Genomic DNA, 20,872 nt, shown 5'->3' with positions numbered 1-20,872 from the left:
CGCCCATCATGTCGCCGCGCCGATGAATCCTCCGTGCATGCCTTTCGGCAGGGGGGCACGCCCGGTGCGGTCAGTAGCATGCGGGTTTGCCCGTCATCCGGAGTTGCCATGACCCGCCGCCGCCTGCTGCCCCTCGCCCTTTCCCTCGTGCTTGCCGGTGGCGCGCATGCGCAGGCCGCGGTGCCGCCGCCGCAGGACGTGCCCTACGCGCCGGGCATGATGAAGGTCGAGGTGGACGCCACCAACCTGTCGCAGCGCATCTTCAGCATCAAGCAGACGATCCCGGTGCAGGCCGGCCCGCTGACCCTGCTGTTTCCGCGCTGGGTGCCGGGCGGGCACTCGCCCCGCAACGGGCTGGACGACATCGCCGGCCTGACCTTCATGGCCAACGGCCAGAAGCTGGACTGGAAGCGCGACACGCTGGAAGTGGGCGCGTTCCACCTGGTGGTGCCGGACGGCGTGGGCGAGATCACCGCCGAGTTCGACCTGCTCACCGCCACCGGCCCCGGCCAGGGCCGGGTAGTGATGACGCCGAACATGCTCAACATCCAGTTCATCTCGACCTCGCTGTACCCGGCCGGCCACTACATGAGCCGGATCATGGTCGACCCGCGCGTCACCTATCCGGCCGGCTGGACCGCGTTCACCGCGCTGCACGAGGACGGCCGCAGCGGCGACACCGTCGATTACGAGAACGTCCCCTACGACATCTTCGTCGACTCGCCGGTGTATGCCGGCCGCCATGCGAAGAACATCGACCTGACCCCCGCCGGCAAGCCGCAGGTGAAGCTGGGCGTGGTTGCCGATGCGCCGAAGTACCTGGAAGCCAAGCCGGAGCAGGTGGCCATCCACAAGAAGATGGTCGACCAGGCGATGAAGCTGTTCGGCGCGCAGCATTACGACCACTACCAGTTCCTGTTCTCGCTGTCCGACCAGATGGGCGGCAACGGGCTGGAGCACCAGCGCAGCAGCGAGAACGGCGTCGGCACCGACTACTTCACCGGCTGGAAGGAGAAGCAGGGCTTCACCGACCTGCTGGCGCATGAGTTCGTGCACTCGTGGAACGGCAAGTACCGCCGCGGCAAGGACCTGTGGGTGCCCAACCTCAACACGCCGATGCAGGACAGCCTGCTGTGGGTGTACGAGGGCCAGACCCAGTACTGGGGCAACGTGCTGGCCGCGCGCAGCGGCATGCGCCCGCTGCCGGCGTCGATCGACGCGCTGGCGCTGGTGGCCGCCACCTATGCCGACAACCGCCCCGGCCTGTCGTGGCGCGGCATCCAGGACACCACCAACGACCCGATCGTGGTCGGCCGCGGCGCACGCGCCTACCTCAACTACCAGATGAGCGAGGACTACTACCGCGGCGGCCAGATGATCTGGCTGGAAGCGGACGCGCTGATCCGCGCCGGCAGCAACGGCAAGCGTTCGCTGGATGATTTCGCCAAGGCGTTCTTCGGCGTCAACGACGGCGAATGGAAAGTGCAGAACACCTACACCTTCGACGACGTGGTGGCCACGCTCAACGGCGTCTATCCGCACGACTGGGCGAAGTTCCTGCGCGACCGCCTCGACGGCAAGACCGGGCTGGCCGGCGGCATCGAGGCCAGCGGCTGGAAGCTGGTCTACAAGGACGAACCCAACGCCTATGCGAAGGCCGCAGGCAGCCGAGGCGGCGCCGACTTCACCTATTCGATCGGCCTGTCGATCGGCAAGGACGGCAGCATCGGCGACGTGCGCTGGGACGGCCCCGCCTTCAACGCCGGCCTCGGCAGCGGCACGCAGGTGATCGCGGTCAACGGCATGGCTTATGACGGCGAGGCACTGGAAGACGCGATCAAGGCGGCCAAGACCGGCAAGGCGCCGATCGAACTGCTGGTCAAGGAGTTCGACCGCTACCGCATGGTCAAGATCGACTACCACGGCGGCCTGCGCCATCCGCACCTGGTGCGGATCGAAGGCAAGCCGGACTACCTGACGCCGATCCTGAGCGCGCGCAAGTAAGCGCGCCTCAGCCGAAACGCGCGCGGGCGGCTTCCAGCCTGCGCGCTTGCGTTTCGGCGATGTGCCTGATCTCGCCGGAGAGGCCGGCGTCCGCGCCGGCGCGCTGCCAGAACACCAGCGCCATCTGCGCGGCTTCCCGCCACGGCGTTTGCTGTTCGGGCACCGGCGGCGGCAGGTCAAGCACGCGCGCCACCACCTCGCCGCTGGCTGCCGGGCGCAGCGCCATCGGCAGCATGTCGTAGCTGGGTGCCAGCGTCAGCGGACGGGTGTCGGCCAGCAGCAGGCTGGCATTGCCAAGATGCATGTCGCTGTTGCCGATCAGGCTCCCGAACCAGCCCAGCAGGGCAAGCCTGCGCGCATCGTTCGCGTCCAGCCAGCCATCGCGCTGCAGCTGCGGCGCAAACCGCCACCAATCGATGCGGCCATGGCCGTAGTGCGCGGCATCCAGCGCAGCCAGCGATACCAGCCCGTGACGCCCAAGCGCAGGCGTGCGGTCGAAGCGGGCGGATTGCAGGAACACCCGTCCGTCCGCTTCGAGCAACTCGCTTTCCGCCGCCGGGATGGCGTGTGCGCGCAGCACCTCGCCGGCAAGGTGTTCGCAGCGCAGGAGGTCGGCCCAGCGCTGCGCCGCCGGCGTGCCGCGGCGTTCGCTGAACTTCACGATCACCGCGCGATGCCCGGCGTCGCCGCGCAGCAGCGCGGTGAACTTGGGCTGTTCGCCGCCAGCCGAGGAGCCGACGTCCTCGCCGCTCAGCGCGGCTTCCGCCAGCGCGGGATAGCGCGCTGGGCGTTCGGACATGGCGATGGCCTCCGTCGCCAGCGTGGCCCGCAGTGCGCGCAGCAGCGCGGCGTCCCCCAGCACCAGGTCGCCCGGCGCGTCATCGCCATGGCGCAGCAAGGCCAGCACCACATCGTCGGCGCGCCAGCGAGCCAGGTCGTCCGGGGCGCCGATGTCGATGGCGACGCGGCGTGCGAAAGCACGGCCCAGGAAACCCTGCGGACGCTGGTCATCGAGAAACCAGGGCAGGCCGGGGAACAGCCCATCGGCAGAGCCATGCAGCAACGCCGGCAATGGCCGCGCAGGCGCAAAGTGGAAGCCGTCACCATGCAGCGCCCGCAGTTCACCCAGCGTTTCCGGCTGCCCGTCGGGCCGGATGCGATGCAGCGGCCAGCGCAGTCCCGCCCGCGCGATCTCGCGCGCCAAGGCATAGCGGCTGGCGCGGGCGCGGCCGATGCGGACGACGCGCTCACCGGCGCTTCCCAGCAGGCGCGAGATGGTGGGCTGGCTGACACCCAACGCCTGTGCCAACGTGGCGGCCGGCAGCGGGCCGTCGCGGCGAAGCAGGGTTTCCAGCGCGGCTTGACGGGCGTCGGCCATGCATTGATTGAATAGATATTTGAATGGATAGTCAAGGCAATAGGCCCTGATCTACCTGTCTTCAAACGCGTTATGCAGGCATCACGCTCAGTCAGTGAATAGATATGCGAATTGATTTGCATCGCCTGCACGATCCGCAGCGGCTTGTCCCACTCCTTGAGCAGCCGCGCCAGCTGGGCGCGGACCTTGTGCAGGTGCGCTTCCTTGACGTGGCCGAAGCCGCGGATGTGTTCCGGCACGCTGGCGATCTCGGCAGCGAGGTCGGCGTTGCCGGCGCCCCGCCTGTCCAGCAGCGCGCTGACGGTCTTCTGGTACGCGCCGATCAACGCTGCTCCGCCCACTTGGGGCCTACTGCGCGGCGAGCCACTCCACGTAGGATTCGAAGTGGTGCACCGCGAAGCCGCCGAAGCCGGCGTGCCCGGCATAGGCGCTGGCCGTCTGCGCCAGCGCCTGTTCCAGCTGCGCGTCAGTGTTGTCGAAGAACGTCACCTTGGCGATCTCGTTGGGAGCGGTCTCCACCCCGATCACCACGCGCTTGCCCCGCAGCGCCGCCGCGTCGATCTCCGCGCGCGCGTGGGCGATGATCCCGTCGCTGCCATCGGCGCGGTCGCGGTAGTCCATCAGCACCGCGTGGTCGAACACGTCCAGCACGTGTTCGTGCATGTACTGGGTGCGCCGGCTCCACTTCACCCGCAGGCCGTCGTACCAGAACGGAATCGCCGGGCCGACCTGCAGCGCCGATTGCCCGGAACGTCGCTTCATGTCCATCAGGCTGCGGCCGAGGTCGAGGAATTGCGTCAGCAGCTTGGTCTTCTGGCTTGACCATGCCTTGAGCAGGTGCGGTTCGATGTCCAGGCTCACGCCCTCGAAACGCTCCGCGGGCAGCGCGCTGGCGTTGTAGTCCAGCACGCCCTGGAACTGCGCCTCCGCGATCGCGCGCCGTTGGGCGGCGGTGTAGGCGTCGCTGTTGAGGTGGCCCGATCCCAGCAGCGCGTGCGGATGGATGCCGTTGGCGCGCAGGCGCGACAACAGCACGCGGTATGCAGCCGGGTCGTTCGCCAGCCGGTTGCTGGCCGGGTAGGGCTCCACGTAGAGGTAGACGGTGGAAATGCCGCGCCCGCGCAGGAAGGCGATGGCGTCGCCGGCGTATGCGGGGTCATCCAGCCAGCCGGTGCTGGCATCTTCCCAGACCCAGACCGCGCGCTCGGCGGCGTGCAACGCCGGGGCGGACAACAGGGCAAGCAACGCAAGCAGCAGGGCGCGAACATGGGTGCGCATCGTCGTGTCCCGGGAGTTGACCCGGGATCACGCTAGCACCGCGAATCCTTGCACCGGCGTGACGCCAGCCACGTTTCCGCATGCGGCGGATACCGCCTGTCGGCACGCTGCCGCCGCCCGGATTCGCATCCGGGCAGCAAGCCGCCGGCTCACGCCGCCTGCACGATCCGCAGCGGGTTGTCCCACTCCTTGAGCAGCCGCGCCAGCTGGGCGCGGGCCTTGTGCAGGTGCGCTTCCTTGACGTGGCCGAAGCCGCGGATGTGTTCCGGCACGCTGGCGATCTCGGCGGCCAGATCCACGTTGCCGGCATCCAGCCGGTCCAGCAGCGCCCCGACGGTCTTCTGGTACTCGCCGATCAGCGCGCGCTCGCCGCGGCGCTCGGCGGTGTATCCGAACACGTCCAGCGGGGTGCCGCGCAGCCCCCTGAGCTTGGCCAGCACCCGGAAGGCGGTGAACACCCACGGTCCGTATTCCTGCTTCACCAGCTGGCCCTGCGCGTTCTTCTTCGCCAGCAGCGGCGGCGCGAGGTGGAACTTCAGCTTGAAGTCGCCTTCGAACTGCGCCTCCAGCTGCTTCTTGAAATCGCCGCTGGTGTACAGCCGCGCCACTTCGTATTCGTCCTTGTAGGCCATCAGCTTGAAGAAGTAGCGGGCCACGGCTTCGGACAGGTCGCTGCTGCCCGGCGCCTTTGCGGTTTCCGCGGCGCGCACCTTGTTGACGAAATCGACATAGCGCTTGGCATAGCCGGCGCTCTGGTAGCTGGTGAGGAAAGCAACGCGGCGCGCGATCACCTCGTCCAGCGAGCGCGACAGCCGCGCATCGTCCAGCGGCGCGAAGACGCTGCCGGCATCGCCGCTGGCCGGCACGTGGCGCAGCGCATCCTCGTCGCGCAGGTCGGCGGCCTGCGGCATCAGGCCGGACTCGGCCGCCTCGTTGGCGGTGGCGCCAAGCATCGGCAGCGCATGCGCGGTGGCCTCGCTGCGGGTGGGCACGTTGCGCACGATGCCGGCGGCCTCGACCACCGCGGCCAGGTCCACCACCGCCAGTCGGCCCCAGGCGAACGCCGTCTTGTTCATTTCGATGGCAGCGCCGTTGAGCTCGATGGCGCGCATCAGCGCCTCGAACGAAATAGGCACCAGCCCCTGCTGCCAGGCGTAGCCGAGGATGAACAGATTCGCGGCGATGGCGTCGCCGATCAGCGCGGTGGCGATCTGGGTGGCATCGATCTGCAGCGGTGCCTGTCCGCCCAGCGCGGTGCCGATCGCCTTGACGATGTCGGCGGCGGGGAACTGCATGTCCGGGCGGGTGGTGAAGGTGCCCGGCATCGCCTCGTAGGTGTTGACCACCACGGTGCTGCGCTCGGGGCGGATCTTGGACAGCACCCAGTAGTCGTTGACCACCACCATGTCGCAGCCCAGCACCAGGTCGGCCTCACCGGCGGCGATGCGCACGGCGTGGATGTCGGCCGGCGTCCGGGCGATGCGGATGTGGGTGGTGACGGCGCCGCCCTTCTGCGCCAGCCCGGTCTGGTCGAGCACGGTCGCGCCCTTGCCCTCCAGATGCCCGGCCATGCCCAGCAGCGCACCGATGGTCACCACGCCGGTGCCGCCGACGCCGGTGATGAGGATGTTCCAGGGCTGGGACAGGTCGGTGCGCGCGGCGGGCGCGGGCAGGTTGGCCAGCAGGCTGGCGGCATCGACCTTCTTGCCCTTGCGCACCTTGCCGCCGTGCACGGTCACGAAGCTGGGGCAGAAGCCTTCGACGCAGCTGAAGTCCTTGTTGCAGTCGCTTTGGTTGATCGCGCGCTTGCGGCCGTATTCGGTTTCCTTCGGCGTCACCGACACGCAGAAGCTCTTGGCGCCGCAGTCGCCGCAGCCTTCGCAGACCAGTGAATTCACCATGACGCGTTTTTGCGGATCGACCAGCTTGCCGCGCTTGCGGCGGCGGCGCTTCTCGGTGGCGCAGGTCTGGTCAAAGATCAGGATGGACGTGCCCTTCACCTCGCGCAGCATCTTCTGCACCGCGTCCAGCTCGCGGCGATCGTGGAAACTCACGCCGGCCGGGAAGATCGACGGGTCGGTCCACTTGTCGATGTCGTCGCTGACGAGGGCGATGGTCTGCACCCCCTCGGCGCGCATCTGGTGGGCGATCTGCGGCACGGTCAGGGTGCCGTCCACCGGCTGCCCACCGGTCATCGCCACCGCATCGTTGTAGAGGATCTTGTAGGTGATGTTGACGCCGGCCGCGATGGCCTGGCGGATCGCCAGCGACCCGCTGTGGAAATAGGTGCCGTCGCCGAGGTTCTGGAAGATGTGCGCGGTGTCGGTGAACGGCGCCTGCCCCGCCCAGGTCACGCCTTCGCCGCCCATGTGGGTGAAGGTGTCGGTGCTGCGGTCCATCCACGTCACCATGTAGTGGCAGCCGATGCCGCCCTGCGCACGCGAACCTTCCGGCACCTTGGTGGACGTGTTGTGCGGGCAGCCGCTGCAGTAGTGCGGCACGCGCGGGAAGTTGGCGCGCGGCAGCGCCAGCTCGCCTTCCTTCTGCGCCATCCACGCCAGCACCGCGTCGATGCGTTCGCTCTGGTGGAAGCGTTGCAGGCGGCGACCGATCACGCCGGCGATGGTGGCCGGGGTCAGCTCGCCGGTGGACGGCAGGATCCAGTTGCCGGCCTCGTCGTACTTGCCGACGATCGACGGCCGGGCGCCCCAGCTGTCCGGCCAGTTGTAGAACTGTTCCTTGAGCTGGCGCTCGATGAAGGCCTTCTTCTCCTCGACCACCAGGATGTCTTCCAGCCCGCGCGCGAAGCGTTCGATCCCGACCGGCTCCAGCGGCCAGGTCATCGCCACCTTGTACACGCGGATGCCGAGATCGGCGCAGGCGGCCTCATCGAGGCCCAGGTATTCCAGCGCCTGCAGCACGTCGAGGTAGGACTTGCCGGTGGTGACGATGCCCAGCCGCGCCTTCGGCGAATCGATCACCACGCGGTCCAGCCGGTTGGCGCGCGCGAACGCCTGCGCCGCCTTCACCGCGTAGCGGTGGAGGCGCATCTCCTGCTCCATCGGCGGGTCCGGCCAGCGGATGCCGAGGCCGCCGACGGGCATTTCGAAATCGTCGTCGCCCGGCAGCACGATTTGCAACGCATGCGGATCGACATCGACCGAGGCGGAGGACTCCACCGTCTCGGCGATCGTCTTGAAGCCCACCCAGCGCCCGGTGTAGCGGCTCATCGCCCAGCCCAGCACGCCCATGTCGAGGATGTCCTGCACCCCGGCCGGGTTGAGCACCGGCATCATCGCGCTGACGAACTCGTCCTCGCTGCCGTGGGGCAGGGTGGAGCTGCGGCAGGCGTGGTCGTCGGCGGCCAGCGCCAGCACGCCGCCGTGGGCGGATGTGCCGGCGGCGTTGGCGTGCTTGAACACGTCGCCGCAGCGATCCACGCCCGGGCCCTTGCCGTACCACATGGCGAACACGCCATCGTGCTTCGCGCCCGGGAACAGCCCCGGCTGCTGGGTGCCCCAGACCATGGTGGCGCCAAGGTCCTCGTTGAGGCCGGGGGTGAACTTCACCGACGCGCCTTCCAGGTACTTCTTGGCCCGCCACAGTTCCAGGTCGAAGCCGCCCAGCGGGCTGCCGCGATAGCCGGAAACGAAGCCGGCGGTGTTCAGCCCGGCGCGCTCGTCGCGCAGCTTCTGCACCAGCGGCAGCCGCACCAGCGCCTGCACGCCCGACAGGTAGATCCGGCCCTGGGTGCGGCGGTATTTGTCTTCCAGCGTGTAGTCGGTGTCCAGCACGTCGTGCGTCAGCAGCGACTTGGCGGATTCGGGCGAGGACAGTTCGGCGGTGCTGGTCATGGCGGACTCCGGAAACGACAGAACGCCGCGGCTTGGGCGGCGTTCGAGCAAAGACTCGGGATTTTACCAGCGCAGCAAGGCCGGGGTTTTGCCGTGGCATTGTTTGATTTTGATTCTCATTCGCGAATTAGGGATACACTGTCCGCCTCGCTTGACCGGGATATCGCGATGCTGGCCCGCTGGTTCACCTGCCTGTTGGTACTGCTGCTGTCGGCTGCAGCCGCGGCCGCGCAGCCGGCGGATGCCGACGTGCGCCAAGCCTGGCAGCTGCTGGATTACATCGCGGTGGACTACGGCGGCGCGGTAGCCGATGGCAAGGTGGTGAGTGACGGCGAATACGCGGAGATGCGCGAGTTCTCCACCACCGCGCGCGAACGCATCGGCGCGCTGCCGGACAATCCTCGGCGTGGTGCGCTGCTGGCGCAGGCGGATGGGCTGATCGCGCTGGTGCAGCGCCGGGCCGATGCGGCGCAGGTCGCGCAGGCTGCGCATGCGCTGGCCGACGGGTTGCTGGCGGCCTACGGGGACGGCAGCGCGGCGATGCCGACGCCGGAGCCCGCCTCCGCGGCCAGCCTGTATGCCGCGCAGTGCGCCGGCTGCCACGGCGCCAGCGGGCGCGGCGACGGTCCGGCTGCAGCCGGGATGGTGCCGGCACCGATCGATTTCACCGACATGGCGCGGGCGGCCCAGCGCAGCCCGCTGGCGCTGTACGAGGCGATCAGCCGCGGCGTGGCCGGCACCGCCATGCCGGCGTACGCGCAGCTGGACGAGGCGCAGCGCTGGGCGCTGGCCTTCCACGTCGGCGGCATGGCCTTCGACGCCGCCACCCGCCGCGAGGGCGAAGCACTGTGGACACAGGACGATGGCCGGCTGCACGCCGCGCTGCCCTCCCTGCAGGCGCTGGTGCGCAGCAGCCCGGCGCAGCTGGCGCAGGTGCTGGACGCCCGCCAGGCCGCCGCCATCACCGCCTTCCTGCGTGCGCAGCCGCAGGCGCTGCAGCACGAAGGCGACGCCAAGCCGGCGACGCTGGCGCTGGCGCGCAGCCAGCTGCAGGCCACCCTGCGGGCGTATGCCGACGGCGAGCGCAAGCAGGCGGCGGCGCTGGCGCTGTCGGCCTACCTTGATGGGGTGGAGCCGGTGGAGCCGCTGCTGGCCGCGCGCGACACCCCGCTGCTGCGCGGTATCGAAGCCGCCATGGGCAAGCTGCGCTCGGACATCGCCGCGGGCGCCGGCATCGATGCGATCCGCCAGGATGCGGCGCAGGCGTCGCTGCTGTTCGACCGCGCCGACCGGGTGCTGGAGCAGGGACGCGGCGACGTCACTGCCGCCTTCCTCGGCAGCTTCGCCATCCTGCTGCGCGAAGGGCTGGAGGCGCTGCTGGTGGTGATCGGCATGATCGCCTTCCTGCGCAAGAGCGGCCGCCCGGAGGCGCTGCCGTGGGTGCACGCCGGCTGGGGGCTGGCGCTGGTCGCGGGCGGCATCACCTGGGCGCTGGCCACCTGGCTGGTCGACATCAGCGGGGCCAGCCGCGAGCTGACCGAAGGCCTGTCCTCGCTGTTCGCGGCGCTGGTGCTGCTGGGCGTGGGCATCTGGATGCACCAGAAGAGCCTGGCCGGGCGCTGGCAGCACTACCTGCGCGAGCGGGTTTCCGCCGCGCTGGGGCGGCGCTCGATGGTGTTCCTGTTCGTGCTGGCGTTCGTGGCGGTGTACCGCGAGGTGTTCGAGACCATCCTGTTCTATGCCGCGATGTGGGCGCCCGAAACCGCGCGCGCGATCCTCGCCGGCATGGCCGCCGGCGTGGCGCTGCTGGCGCTGGTGGCCTGGGCGCTGCTGCGGCTGGGCATGCGGTTGCCGATCGGCAAGTTCTTCGCCTGGAGCTCGGCGCTGATCGCCGTGCTGGCGGTGGTGCTGGCCGGCAAGGGCGTGGCCGCGCTGCAGGAAGCCGGCTGGATCGGGCTGGGCGCGGTGGCCGCGCCGCGCGTGGACTGGCTGGGCGTATTCCCGACCTGGCAGACGCTGCTGGCGCAATTGCTGGTGCTGCTGGTGGCCGCAGTGGGCTTCTGGATCAACCAGCGCGGCGAACGCCCTGCCCGCGCGGCGTAGCGTTCACTCGTCGCCGCCGATCCAGCAGCGCTGCACGTCCACCCCGGCATCCAGCAGCACCAGGTCGGCGCGATAACCCGGCGCGATCCACCCCCGTTCGCCGCCCAGGCCAAGGAACTCCGCCGGGTACTGCGACGCCATCCGGCAGGCTTCGTCCAGCGGCAGTCCCAGCAGGCGCACGGTATTGCGGACGGCGCCGGCCATGTCCAGCGCGGAGCCGGCCAGCGCGCCGGCGGCATTGCGCACCACGCCGTCGACGGCGGTGATGGTTTCGCCGTAGAGGTCGAAGCTGGGCGTGGCGCCGCCGACCATCGGCATCGCGTCGGTCACCAGCAGCACCTTGCCGCGCGGTTTGGCGGCAACGGCCACCTTCAGGCTGGCCGGATGCACGTGCACGCCGTCGACGATCACCCCGCACCAGCTGCCGGCATCCTCCAGCGCCGCACCCACCATGCCCGGCTCGCGGCCCTGCAGCGGGCTCATCGCGTTGTAGAGATGGGTGAAACCGGTGATGCCCGCGTCCAGCCCGGCGCGGGCTTCCTCATGGCTGGCGGCGCTGTGGCCGGCGCAGACGATCGCGCCGCGTTCGACCAGCGCGCGGATGCTGGCCAGCGGCACGCGCTCCGGAGCGAGGGTGATGAGGGTGATGCCGTTGTCCAGCGAGGTCGCCATCGCGATCTCATCGGCATCCGGCACGCGGAACTTGCCGGCATCGTGGGTGCCCCCGCGCGTGGGCGCGAGGTACGGCCCCTCCAGATGGAGACCGAGCACGCCGGGCACGCCCTGCGCGATGGCATCGCGCGTCGCCGCGATCGCGCGGCGCATCACCTCGGCGTCGTCGCTGATCAGGGTGGGCAGGAAGCCCGTGGTGCCGAAGCCGCGATGCGCGCGGCCGATGGCGGCGATGCCCTCGACGCTGGTGTCGTTGTTGAACAGCACGCCACCGCCGCCGTTGACCTGCACGTCGATGAAGCCGGGCACCAGCCAGCCGCCCTGCAGGTCGATGCGTTCGCCGCGCGCCGGTGGCTCGCCGTGCAGCAGCGCGACGACGTGGCCGTCCTCGACCACCACGCAGGCATCGCGCTCGAAGCCACGCGCTGTGAGGACGTGGCCGTTGTGGAAGATGCGGGTGGTCATGCGCAGCGCCCGCAGGCGTCTCAGCCGAAGCGCCGCAGTCCCGCCGCCAGCGCCTCGCCCATCATGCGCAGGAACAGCGTGCCCATGCCGGGGAAGAAGCGGTTGGCGTCGCGGCTGCCCACCGCCACCAGGCCCACGCCCGGCAACGCCAGCAGCGCGGAACTCTGCACTTCGTCGGCACGCACGCCGTACAGCAGCGCGTTCTTGTCGGGGTGCAGGCGACCACAGACCGGCTCGCCGGCGGCGATGATGTCGCGGAAGCCTTCCACGCGCGGGTGGTCCTCGGCGATGTGCTGGAACCAGTCCGCATCTTCCAGCCCGTCGACGGCGCGGAAGCCGACGATGCGCACCAGGTCGCCGTGGAAGTCCTCGGCCAGCGCCGCCGCCATCGCGCGCAGGGTGCTGGCCGCGCTGTCCTGCTTCAGCAGCGCGAGGGTCAACTGGTGGGTGCGCACCGCCAGCCGCTCGTTTTCCTGCGCGGTGGCGAACAGCTCGTGCAGGCGCTTGGTCAGCTCGCGGTTCTTCTCGCGCAGGATGTCCAGCTGATAGCTGGCCAGCGAAGCGGTGGGGCCGTTCTCGCGCGGCACCACCAGGGTCAGCGCCAGGTCCGGGAACTGCTGCAGGAAGGCCGGGTGACGGCGCAGCCAGGCCGCCACTTCGTGCGCGCCGAGCTTCTCGGTGGCGTCATTGAAATCCATCGTCACGGTTGCTCCTGGGAAAGCAGATTGCCTTCGAACACGAATGCGGCCGGGCCGGCCATGAACACGCTGTTGGCGGCGCTGTCGCGGCGGATGCGCAGGGTGCCGCCAGGCAGTTCCACCGCCACCCCGGCATCGGCCTGCACGCGGCCGCGCCGCGCCAGCACCGCCACCGCCGCGCAGGCGCCGCTGCCGCAGGCCAGCGTCTCGCCGACGCCGCGCTCGAACACGCGCAGGCGGATGCGGTCCGGCGCCAGCACCTGGGCGAAACCGACGTTGGCCGACGCCGGGAACATCGCGCTGGCCTGCACGGCCGGGCCGGTGCAGGCGACATCCGCGGCATCGACGTCGGCGACCTCGATCACCGCGTGCGGGTTGCCCATCGATACCGCGCCGAAGCGCAGGGTTTCGCCGTCAAGGGCGAACATGTATTCGTCGTGTTCGCCGTCGACGCCGGCCAGCGGGATCTCGGCCGGGGCGAAGCGCGGCGCGCCCATGTCGATGACGAAACCGCCCTCGCCGTCGTGTTGCACCGGATGCACGCCGGCCGGGCTTTCGATGATGAAGCCCGCATCCGCGGGGGCAGCGCCGTCGCGCACCAGCCACGCGGCGACACAGCGCGCGCCGTTGCCGCACTGGCCGGACGCCGAACCATCGGCGTTCCAGATCCGGTAGGCGGCGATGCTGCCGGCGCTGCGCGGCGGCTCGATGGTCAGGATCTGGTCGCAGCCGACGCCGAAATGGCGGTCGCCCAGGCGCGCGCAAAGTTCGGGCGTGGGCGCGGGCAGGGCGCCGCGCAGGTCCAGCACGACGAAATCGTTGCCGGCACCGTGCATCTTGGTGAAACGCATGGCCGGCTCAGGGCTGGCGGGCGGGCGTGCCGGCGTCCCCGTTGGCCGGCGGTTCCGCCGCGGGCGCTGGCGGGGTTTCGGCCGGGGTTTGCTCTGCCGGCGCAGCGGCGGGCTGCTCCGGCAATACCAGCGGCCCCTTGTTGCCGCAGGCGGCCAGCAGGCAGGAAAGGAGCGAGAGCAGGACGAGGCGCTTGGTCATCGCCGCAGTGTACCCGCGCGCCCGCATCACTGTCGCGGCTCGGGGCGCCGCCACAGCCATACCGACACCAGCGCCATCACGCCGATGCCGATCGCAGCCATCCACCAGCGCGGCGCGAAGATCGCCATCGATATTGACGACACGCACATCATGCCGATCGCGAAACGCTTGGCCTGCCGCGACACCGTGCCGTTCTGCTCCCAGTCGAGGATGGCGCGGCCGAACTTCGGGTGCTCCACTAGCCAGCGGCGCAGGCGATCGGAGCCGCGGGTGGCGGCGAACGCCGACAGCAGCACGAAAGGCACCGTCGGCATCACCGGCAGGAACGCGCCGATGATGCCCAGCGCCAGGCTGGTCCAGGCCAACCCGGCCCACAACCAGCGGGTCATGGGCCTATCGCCTCTGCTGCCGCAGGGCGCGCCGCGGCGGCGCAATAGGGTTGTACGGGTTCATGCGGAACATCACGCCTTTCGGGGCGCTCCTGGGAGGGGTGAACGGAGGTTATTCGACACCCAGCCGTTCCAGCATGAAGGCGTACATCTCCGCCTGCTCGCGATAGCGGCGGAAGCGCCCGGACTTGCCGCCGTGGCCGGCTTCCATGTTGGTGCGGAAGATGACCGGCTCGTTTGATGTGTTGAGGTCGCGCAGCCGCGCCACGTATTTGGCCGGCTCCCAGTACTGCACCTGCGAATCCCATAGCCCGGTGCCGACGAACATCGCCGGGTAGGCCTTGGCTTCCAGGTTGTCGTAGGGCGAGTAGGTGACGATGTAGTCGTAGAACGGCTTCTGTTCCGGGTTGCCCCACTCGTCGTATTCATTGGTGGTCAGCGGGATGGTGGGGTCCAGCATGGTGGTGACCACGTCCACGAACGGCACCTGCGACAGGATCACCCGGTACTTGTCCGGCGCCATATTGGCGATCGCGCCCATCAGCAGGCCGCCGGCGCTGCCGCCGTGCGCGGCCACGCGATCGGGTGCGGCATAGCCTTCCTTGACCAGGAAATCGGTGACGTCGATGAAGTCGGTGAAGCTGTTCTTTTTCTTCAGCAGCTTGCCGTCTTCGTACCACTTGCGGCCCATCTCCTGGCCGCCGCGGATGTGGGCGATGGCGTAGGCCATACCGCGGTCCAGCAGGCTGACCGTGGTGACCGAGAAGCCGGGGTCCATCGACATGCCGTAGCTGCCGTAGGCGTACTGCAGCAGCGCCGCCTTGCCGTTCTTCTGGAAGCCCTTGCGGTAGACGATGGAGACGGGAATCTTCGTGCCGTCGCGCGCGGTGGCCCACAGCCGCTCGGTGACGTAGTTGGCGGGGTCATAGCCGCCCAGCACCGGCTGGCGCTTGAGCAGGCGGCGTTCGCCGGTCTTGAAGTTCAGCTCGTAGACGGTGGCCGGCGTGGTCATCGAGGTATAGCTGTAGCGCACCCAGTCGGTATCCGGCTCGCTGTTGACGTCGAGGCCCATCGAGTAGGCCGACTCGTCAGCCTTGATGTATTCCTCCCCGTCCGCCTTCAGCAGGCGCACGCGCTCCAGGCCGCCGCTGCGCTCGGCGATGGCGGTGAAACCGTCGAACAGCTCGAAGCCTTCCACCAGCACGTCGTCGCGGTGCGCGATCCAGTCCTGCCAGTCCTTGCGCGAGGTGGCGCCATCGGCGGCGGTGACCAGTTTGAAGTTGGTCGCCTTGCCATCGTTGGTGCGGATGACCCAGCGCCCGCCGAAGTGGTCGGCGTCGTATTCCACGTCACGCGCGCGGGCGCTGAGCACCTTGAACTCGCGCGGGTCGTTGGCCGGCGCGTAGCGCAGTTCGTCGGACACCGTGCTGCTCATCCCGATGACGATGTACTTGTCGTCGCGGGTGCGGTCGATGCCCATGTAGAAGCTGTCGTCCTTCTCCTCGTAGACAACCGGGTCCAGCGTCGGGTCGGTGCCCAACACGTGCTTCTTCACCCGCACCGTGAGCAACGTCTCCGGATCGTTCTCGACGTAGAACAGGGTCTTGTTGTCGTCGGCCCAGACCAGGTTGGCCGACACGCCGGCGATGGCTTCCGGATAGGCCTGCCCGGTGACGAGGTTGCGGAAGCGGATGGTGTACTGGCGGCGGCCGTTGCTGTCGTCGGCGTAGGCCAGGATGGTGTTGTCCGGGGTGACTTCGTAATCGCCGACGCTGTAGTAGTCCTTGCCGGCGGCAAGCGCGTTGACGTCCAGCAGCACTTCCTCCCCGGCAAAGTCGCCGGCCGCATTGGCCTGCTGGATCGACAGCGCGTCGATGCCGGGCGCGTCCTTGCGACGCGCATGCACCGGGTAGTCCTTGCCGGTCTCGAACCGCGAGTAGTACCAGTACCCACGGTCGCGGTAGGGCACGCTGGCATCGTCCTGCTTGATGCGCGCCACGATCTCGTCGTAGAGCTTGTCCTGCACCGGCTTGCTCGGCGCCAGCACGGCGTCGGCATAGGCGTTCTCGGCGTTGAGGTAGCCGAGCATCGCGGCGTCCTTGCGGCTGTCGTCGCGCAGCCAGTAGTACTCGTCCTGGCGCTCGGCGCCGAACGGCGCCTTCACCACGTGCGGTTTCTTGTCCGCATCGGGCGGCGTGGGCGGAGTCTGGGCGGAGGCAAGGCTGCTCATGAGGACAAGACCGGCGATCAGTGCGTGGGATTTCATGGATGGGGCTCCGGGAAGCGGTTTGCAACGCTTTTCCTCGTCATCCCCGCTTGCGCGGGGACGACGGCCTGGCGATCACTTCGCCAACTGGTCCCACAGGAAGGTGTAGGCCAGCGCGTTCATGTGCGCCGCCTGCGCGTTGTTGGCCGCGCCGCCGTGACCGCCTTCGATGTTCTCGTAGTAGCGCACGTCCTTACCGGCCGCTTCCATCAGCGCCATCATCTTGCGGGCATGGCCCGGATGCACGCGGTCGTCCTTGGTCGAGGTGGTGAACAGGGTCGCCGGATAGGTCTTGCTCGCGTCGAACAGGTGGTAGGGCGAGAAGCTCTTGATGAATTCCCAGTCGGCGGTGTCGGGATTGCCGTACTCGGCCATCCACGAGGCCCCGGCCAGCAGGTGGTTGTAGCGCTTCATGTCCAGCAGCGGCACCTGCACCACGATGGCGCCGAACTTCTCCGGATATTGCGTGAGCATGTTGCCCATCAGCAGGCCGCCATTGCTGCCGCCCATGGTGCCCAGGTGCGCAGGCGAAGTGATCTTGCGGGCCACCAGGTCGTCGGCGATCGCGGCAAAGTCCTCGTAGGCCTTGTGGCGATTGGCCTTGAGCGCGGCCTGGTGCCAGCGCGGGCCGTACTCGCCGCCGCCGCGGATGTTGGCCAGCGCGTACACGCCGCCCTTCTCCAGCCAGCCCTTGCCGATGCCGCCGGAATAGGCCGGCGTCATCGAAATCTCGAAACCGCCGTAGCCGTACAGCAGGGTCGGCGCCTTGCCGTCGAATGCCAAGTCCTTCGGCCGAACGAGGAAGTAGGGCACCTTGGTGCCGTCCTTGCTGGTGGCGAAGTGCTGCTCGATCACGTCCTTCGATCCGTCGAAGAACACCGGGTTGGACTTCAGCACTTCGGGCTTGCTGCCGACCTCAGCGATGGACAGCGTGGTCGGGGTCAGGAAATCGGTGGCGGTCAGCCAAACCGCATTTCTGTCATCCGCATCCACCGCGCCCACGCCGATGGTGCCGATGGTGGGCGCGCCGACAAACGCCGACTTCGCCCAGCCGTTCTTGCCCGGGGTGAGCACCGACAGCCGGTTCTTGACGTCCTCCATCACGTTGAGGACGAGGTGATCGCGGGTCCACGTGTAGCCCGCCAGCGCGGCGTTTTCGGTCGGCTCGAACAGCGCGGTGAAGTCGCGCTTGCCGGCCATGAAGTCATCGAAGCGGATGACGATCAGCGAGCCGGGCCTCCAGGTCTTGCCGCCGGCTTCATACGGCTCGCGCAACTCCAGCAGCAACCACTCCTTGTGCACGCCCTTCTGCGCGCTGTTCGGCGCATCGATCTTCGACAGCGAGCCGTCGGCATTCCGCAGGTACAGCTCGTCGTTGTAGAACGCCAGCGTGCGGCTGACGAAATCGCGCTGCCAGCCCGGCGTGTGGTCGCGCATCGCGGCGATATACATGTCGCCGGGCTTGCCCTCATAGATGGGCTTCGCCGCCGCCAGCGGGGTGCCGCGCTTCCATTCCTTGACGATGTTGGGATAACCCGAGCTGGTCAGGGTGCCGGGGCCGAAATCGGTGAACACATAGACCGTGTTGTCGTCGATCCAGGACAAGCCGCCCTTGGCTTCCGGACGGAAGAAACCGTCCTGCACGAACTGCTTGGTGGTCAGGTCGAACTCGCGGGTCACGTCGGCATCGGAGCCGCCCGGCGACAGCGCGATCAGGCAGCGCTGGTACTTCGGCTTGAGGCAGTCGGCGCCATGCCAGACCCACTTGGCGTTCTCGGCCTTGTTCAGCGCGTCGAGGTCCAGCACGGTTTCCCACTTCGGCTCCGGCTTGCGGTATTCGGCCAGAGTGGTGCGACGCCAGACTCCGCGCTCGTGCTGCTTGTCCTTCCAGAAGTTGTAGTAGTAGTCGCCGATCTTCTCGACGCCCGGGATCTTGGCGTCGGAGTCGAGGATGGCGCGGATCTGCGCTTCCAGCGCCTTGAACGCGGGCGTGCCGGCAATCTCCGCCTCGGCCTTGGCATTGCGCGCCCTGACCCAGGCCAGCGCCTTCTCGCCCTGCACGTCTTCCAGCCAGGCGTGCGGATCGGCGTTCGGCGGGGTCTGGGCGGACGCACCGCCGGCGATGGCAAGGCCGGCGATCAGGCAGGCACTGGAGAACTGGGACATGGCGGGCTCCGGGGCAGTCTGGAAAGCCCCGAACGCTAGCACAGCACCCGCGCCCCGGCATGGCCCGCAAGTCGCCGCGTTCAGGCGCGCCGGGCCACGCCGGCCGCCGCGGAAACGCCGCGCCCGCGCCGCCTGCGCGCCTGCGCGCGCCGACGTCGGGGCAGGCGCAGCGCCAGCTTCGGCAGCGGGAACCGGCGCAGGCTCCACCACGCCGCCAGCGGCATGCCCAGCAACCACAGCGGCAACCAGCCCAGCACCGTGCTGCTGCCGCGCGCGGCCGGCACCAACAGCACCGCCAGCGCGCCCAGGATCACCAGTTGGCGCAGGCAGGAATCGAGATCGCGATGGGTCATGGCAGCGGCTCCGTTCAAGATGTCGCCAGCTTGCGGCGGGCACATCTCACGGGCTGCGACGGTGTCTAGGCTGCAACCTGCACCGGCTCCGGTCGAACCTCCTGCACGATCTTCCCGCCGTGCATCACCAGCACGCGGTCGGCGCTGGCGATGGTCTCCGGCCGATGCGCCACGATCACCTTGGTCACTTCCAGCTGCTTCACTGCGGCGTTCACCAGTTGCTCGTTGCCCACGTCCAGATGGCTGGTGGCTTCGTCCAGAAACAGCAGCTTCGGTTGCCGGTACAGCGCCCGCGCCAGGATCACCCGCTGCTTCTGCCCGCCGGACAGCGAACTGCCCATGTCGCCGATCAGGCTGTGGTAACCCATCGGCATCGCCATGATCTCGTCGTGCACCGCCGCCATCCGCGCCGCCTGCTCCACCCGCGCCTGATCCATCTGCGGGTCGAAGAAACTGATGTTGTCCGCCAGGCTACCGCCGAACAGCTGGTCGTCCTGCATCACCGCACCCACGATCTTGCGGATGTTCGCCGGCCCCGCCTGGTGCAAGTCCTGCCCGCCGATACGGATGCTGCCCTCGCTGGGTTTCAGCAGCCCCAGCAACAGCTTGACCAGCGTGGTCTTGCCGCAGCCGGACGCACCGACGATGGCGATCGCCTCGCCCGGTTCGATCCTCAGGCTGCAGCCCTTCAACACCCAGGGTTCGCCATCGGCGTAGCGAAAGCCCAGGTTCTCCACTTCGATGGAAGCGATTTCGGGTGCGGATAGTTCCGGCCGCAGCTCCGCGTCCTCTGGCGGCGTCAGCACGATGTCTGCCAGGCGTTCGCCGTGCAGGCGCAGCATGCGGAATTCGATGGCCTTGTCGATCAGTCCCGCCATGCGCTGCGCGAACTGATCCTTGTAGGCCAGGAACGCGATCAGCATGCCCACCGAGAACACGTTGGACAGCGCCAGCAGCGCACCGATCCAGATCACCGCGATGCGCTCGATCCCGAACACCAGCTGGCTGGCACTGTTGAAGCCCAGCCCCATCTGCGCGATGCGCACTTCCTGGTTGACGGTGTCCACCATCAGGTTGTCGTAGGTGGTGCGGCGCAGCCCCTCGGCCCCGGCCACCTTGACGCTCTGCATCCCGCGCAGCGATTCCAGCAGGTGCGTTTGCTGCCTGGCCCCTGCCACCAGCTGCCGCTCGGTGCCGTCGCGCAGCGGGCGGTAGGCCACCAGACGGATGCCGGCATACAGCACTACCGCCAGCAGCGTGACCAGCGCCAGCTTCCAGCTGTAGACCAGCATCAGGCCGAAGGTCACAACCGCCATCAGGCCATCGATCAACACCTCGACGAAGCTGGTGGTCAAGGTGCGCTGGATCGCCTGCACCGAGGCCATGCGCGAGGTGACGTCGCCCAGATGGCGTTTCTCGAAAAAATCCAACGGCAGCCGCAGCGCATGGGCGAACACGTTACCCATCCACTGCAGGCCAAGCTTTGAGGACAGGTACACCACCGACCAGCCGCGCAGCAGGCCGATGCCGATCTGCAGCAGCAAAGCCAGTCCGAAGCCCAGCCCCAGCACCGCCAGCAAGTCCTTGTCGGCGGAAACCAAGACCTGGTCCACCACCCATTGCATGAAGAACGGGGCCAGCACCACGAACACCTGCAGGGCCACCGACAGCAGCAGGATCTGTCCCAGCGTTCGCCACAGGCCGGTGATACGTCCGGTGAGCTGGCGCACCGACACCGAGGGTGCGGCCTTGCGCGGCTTGAACTCGTGGCCCGGCGTCAGCTCCAGCGCCACGCCAGTGAAGTGATCGGACACTTCGGAAAAAGAGAGGGTCTTCTCGCCGATGGCCGGGTCGAGGATCGTCACCTTCGACCGTCCGACCTTGGCCAGCACCACGAAGTGGTTGAAATCCCAGTGCAGGATGCAGGGTAGTTTGAGCTTGCCCAGATCCTCCATGTCCAACCGCAGCGGGCGGGTCTGGAGGCCCAGCGACTGCGCGACATGGATGAGCTGGTTGAGCTTGGCGCCTTTGAGCGACAACGGAAAACGTTGGCGCAGTTCGGCCAGCGATATTCGCAGGCCATGGGCGTCGGCCACCATCGCCAGCGAAGCGAGGCCGCATTCAGCGGCTTCGGATTGCAAAATTATGCGACCACCATGTCCTATTGGCATTCAAGTAACCGAGATATCGCTCTTG

Annotated in this window: 14 protein-coding genes and 1 pseudogene; 2 read left to right on the top strand and 13 right to left on the bottom strand. The window is 68.5% G+C overall.

The window, feature by feature from the left end; all coding sequences use genetic code 11:
• The first annotated feature begins 108 nt into the window (after nucleotides 1-108).
• Entirely contained in the window at nucleotides 109-2,004 is a 1,896-nt protein-coding gene (locus G582_RS0103110) for a M61 family metallopeptidase (RefSeq protein ID WP_028838588.1), read from the top strand.
• Nucleotides 2,005-2,011: 7 nt separating this feature from the next.
• On the opposite strand, the gene yjjJ is transcribed toward G582_RS0103110, so the two are convergent.
• The 4 genes and pseudogenes from yjjJ to G582_RS0103095 all read right to left on the bottom strand — a co-directional run bounded on the left by yjjJ (nucleotide 2,012) and on the right by G582_RS0103095 (nucleotide 8,454).
• Nucleotides 2,012-3,382 carry a type II toxin-antitoxin system HipA family toxin YjjJ gene (yjjJ, locus tag G582_RS15235; RefSeq protein WP_051246560.1) on the bottom strand — a complete coding sequence of 457 codons (1,371 nt, stop codon included), beginning with the start codon at nucleotides 3,380-3,382 and terminating at the stop codon, nucleotides 2,012-2,014.
• Between the two features lie 179 nt (nucleotides 3,383-3,561).
• Nucleotides 3,562-3,807, bottom strand: a pseudogene (locus G582_RS18635) (DUF6537 domain-containing protein); the annotation flags it as partial.
• A complete protein-coding gene (locus G582_RS0103100; RefSeq protein WP_028838587.1) occupies nucleotides 3,731-4,660 on the bottom strand; it encodes a hypothetical protein in 930 nt (309 codons plus the stop codon). The gene G582_RS0103100 and the pseudogene G582_RS18635, both read right to left, overlap by 77 nt.
• Before the next feature lie 149 nt (nucleotides 4,661-4,809).
• Nucleotides 4,810-8,454, bottom strand: a complete 3,645-nt coding sequence (locus tag G582_RS0103095) for an indolepyruvate ferredoxin oxidoreductase family protein (RefSeq protein ID WP_425476531.1) — start codon at nucleotides 8,452-8,454, stop codon at nucleotides 4,810-4,812.
• Between the two features lie 228 nt (nucleotides 8,455-8,682).
• Between G582_RS0103095 and G582_RS0103090 the strand changes: the two genes are divergently transcribed.
• Nucleotides 8,683-10,617 (top strand): cytochrome c/FTR1 family iron permease, encoded by a 1,935-nt coding sequence (locus G582_RS0103090; RefSeq protein WP_038052633.1) that lies wholly within the window; start codon nucleotides 8,683-8,685, stop codon nucleotides 10,615-10,617.
• 3 nt (nucleotides 10,618-10,620) lie between these two features.
• Here G582_RS0103090 and nagA read toward each other — a convergent pair whose 3' ends face one another.
• From nagA to G582_RS0103045, 9 genes are all read right to left on the bottom strand, one after another.
• Nucleotides 10,621-11,754: an N-acetylglucosamine-6-phosphate deacetylase gene (nagA, locus tag G582_RS0103085; RefSeq protein ID WP_028838584.1), complete on the bottom strand. Its 1,134-nt coding sequence runs from the start codon at nucleotides 11,752-11,754 to the stop codon at nucleotides 10,621-10,623.
• A 20-nt stretch (nucleotides 11,755-11,774) separates the two neighbouring features.
• Nucleotides 11,775-12,452 carry a DUF484 family protein gene (locus G582_RS0103080; protein ID WP_028838583.1) on the bottom strand — a complete coding sequence of 226 codons (678 nt, stop codon included), beginning with the start codon at nucleotides 12,450-12,452 and terminating at the stop codon, nucleotides 11,775-11,777.
• 2 nt (nucleotides 12,453-12,454) lie between these two features.
• Nucleotides 12,455-13,303 carry a diaminopimelate epimerase gene (gene dapF / locus G582_RS0103075; protein ID WP_028838582.1) on the bottom strand — a complete coding sequence of 283 codons (849 nt, stop codon included), beginning with the start codon at nucleotides 13,301-13,303 and terminating at the stop codon, nucleotides 12,455-12,457.
• 7 nt (nucleotides 13,304-13,310) lie between these two features.
• The gene (gene lptM, locus G582_RS18150) at nucleotides 13,311-13,502 is read right to left on the bottom strand and encodes an LPS translocon maturation chaperone LptM (RefSeq protein ID WP_038052630.1); all 192 of its coding nucleotides are present in this window, start codon (nucleotides 13,500-13,502) and stop codon (nucleotides 13,311-13,313) included.
• A gap of 26 nt (nucleotides 13,503-13,528) precedes the next feature.
• A complete protein-coding gene (locus G582_RS0103065; RefSeq protein ID WP_028838581.1) occupies nucleotides 13,529-13,891 on the bottom strand; it encodes a YbaN family protein in 363 nt (120 codons plus the stop codon).
• A gap of 112 nt (nucleotides 13,892-14,003) precedes the next feature.
• A complete protein-coding gene (locus tag G582_RS0103060) occupies nucleotides 14,004-16,157 on the bottom strand; it encodes a S9 family peptidase (RefSeq protein ID WP_028838580.1) in 2,154 nt (717 codons plus the stop codon).
• A 75-nt stretch (nucleotides 16,158-16,232) separates the two neighbouring features.
• Nucleotides 16,233-18,323: a prolyl oligopeptidase family serine peptidase gene (locus tag G582_RS0103055; RefSeq protein WP_028838579.1), complete on the bottom strand. Its 2,091-nt coding sequence runs from the start codon at nucleotides 18,321-18,323 to the stop codon at nucleotides 16,233-16,235.
• An 80-nt stretch (nucleotides 18,324-18,403) separates the two neighbouring features.
• A complete protein-coding gene (locus G582_RS0103050) occupies nucleotides 18,404-18,676 on the bottom strand; it encodes a hypothetical protein (protein ID WP_038052622.1) in 273 nt (90 codons plus the stop codon).
• A gap of 65 nt (nucleotides 18,677-18,741) precedes the next feature.
• Nucleotides 18,742-20,847: a peptidase domain-containing ABC transporter gene (locus G582_RS0103045; protein ID WP_038052620.1), complete on the bottom strand. Its 2,106-nt coding sequence runs from the start codon at nucleotides 20,845-20,847 to the stop codon at nucleotides 18,742-18,744.
• Nucleotides 20,848-20,872: the final 25 nt, after the last annotated feature.

Source organism: Thermomonas fusca DSM 15424 (assembly GCF_000423885.1).
Lineage (GTDB): Bacteria > Pseudomonadota > Gammaproteobacteria > Xanthomonadales > Xanthomonadaceae > Thermomonas > Thermomonas fusca.
The sequence above is the reverse complement of the archived record's forward strand: the minus strand, read 5'-3'. Positions and strand labels throughout refer to the sequence as shown.

Excerpts from the sequence above, each read along its gene's own strand:
- G582_RS0103065 (WP_028838581.1), bottom strand. The coding sequence starts at position 13,891 with ATGACCCGCTGGTTGTGGGCCGGGTTGGCCTGGACCAGCCTGGCGCTG.
- G582_RS0103060 (WP_028838580.1), bottom strand. The coding sequence starts at position 16,157 with ATGAAATCCCACGCACTGATCGCCGGTCTTGTCCTCATGAGCAGCCTT.
- yjjJ (WP_051246560.1), bottom strand. The coding sequence starts at position 3,382 with ATGGCCGACGCCCGTCAAGCCGCGCTGGAAACCCTGCTTCGCCGCGAC.
- G582_RS0103045 (WP_038052620.1), bottom strand. The coding sequence starts at position 20,847 with ATGCCAATAGGACATGGTGGTCGCATAATTTTGCAATCCGAAGCCGCT.
- dapF (WP_028838582.1), bottom strand. The coding sequence starts at position 13,303 with ATGCGTTTCACCAAGATGCACGGTGCCGGCAACGATTTCGTCGTGCTG.
- G582_RS0103080 (WP_028838583.1), bottom strand. The coding sequence starts at position 12,452 with ATGGATTTCAATGACGCCACCGAGAAGCTCGGCGCGCACGAAGTGGCG.
- G582_RS0103110 (WP_028838588.1), top strand. The coding sequence starts at position 109 with ATGACCCGCCGCCGCCTGCTGCCCCTCGCCCTTTCCCTCGTGCTTGCC.
- G582_RS0103055 (WP_028838579.1), bottom strand. The coding sequence starts at position 18,323 with ATGTCCCAGTTCTCCAGTGCCTGCCTGATCGCCGGCCTTGCCATCGCC.
- G582_RS0103100 (WP_028838587.1), bottom strand. The coding sequence starts at position 4,660 with ATGCGCACCCATGTTCGCGCCCTGCTGCTTGCGTTGCTTGCCCTGTTG.
- lptM (WP_038052630.1), bottom strand. The coding sequence starts at position 13,502 with ATGACCAAGCGCCTCGTCCTGCTCTCGCTCCTTTCCTGCCTGCTGGCC.
- G582_RS0103050 (WP_038052622.1), bottom strand. The coding sequence starts at position 18,676 with ATGACCCATCGCGATCTCGATTCCTGCCTGCGCCAACTGGTGATCCTG.
- G582_RS0103090 (WP_038052633.1), top strand. The coding sequence starts at position 8,683 with ATGCTGGCCCGCTGGTTCACCTGCCTGTTGGTACTGCTGCTGTCGGCT.
- nagA (WP_028838584.1), bottom strand. The coding sequence starts at position 11,754 with ATGACCACCCGCATCTTCCACAACGGCCACGTCCTCACAGCGCGTGGC.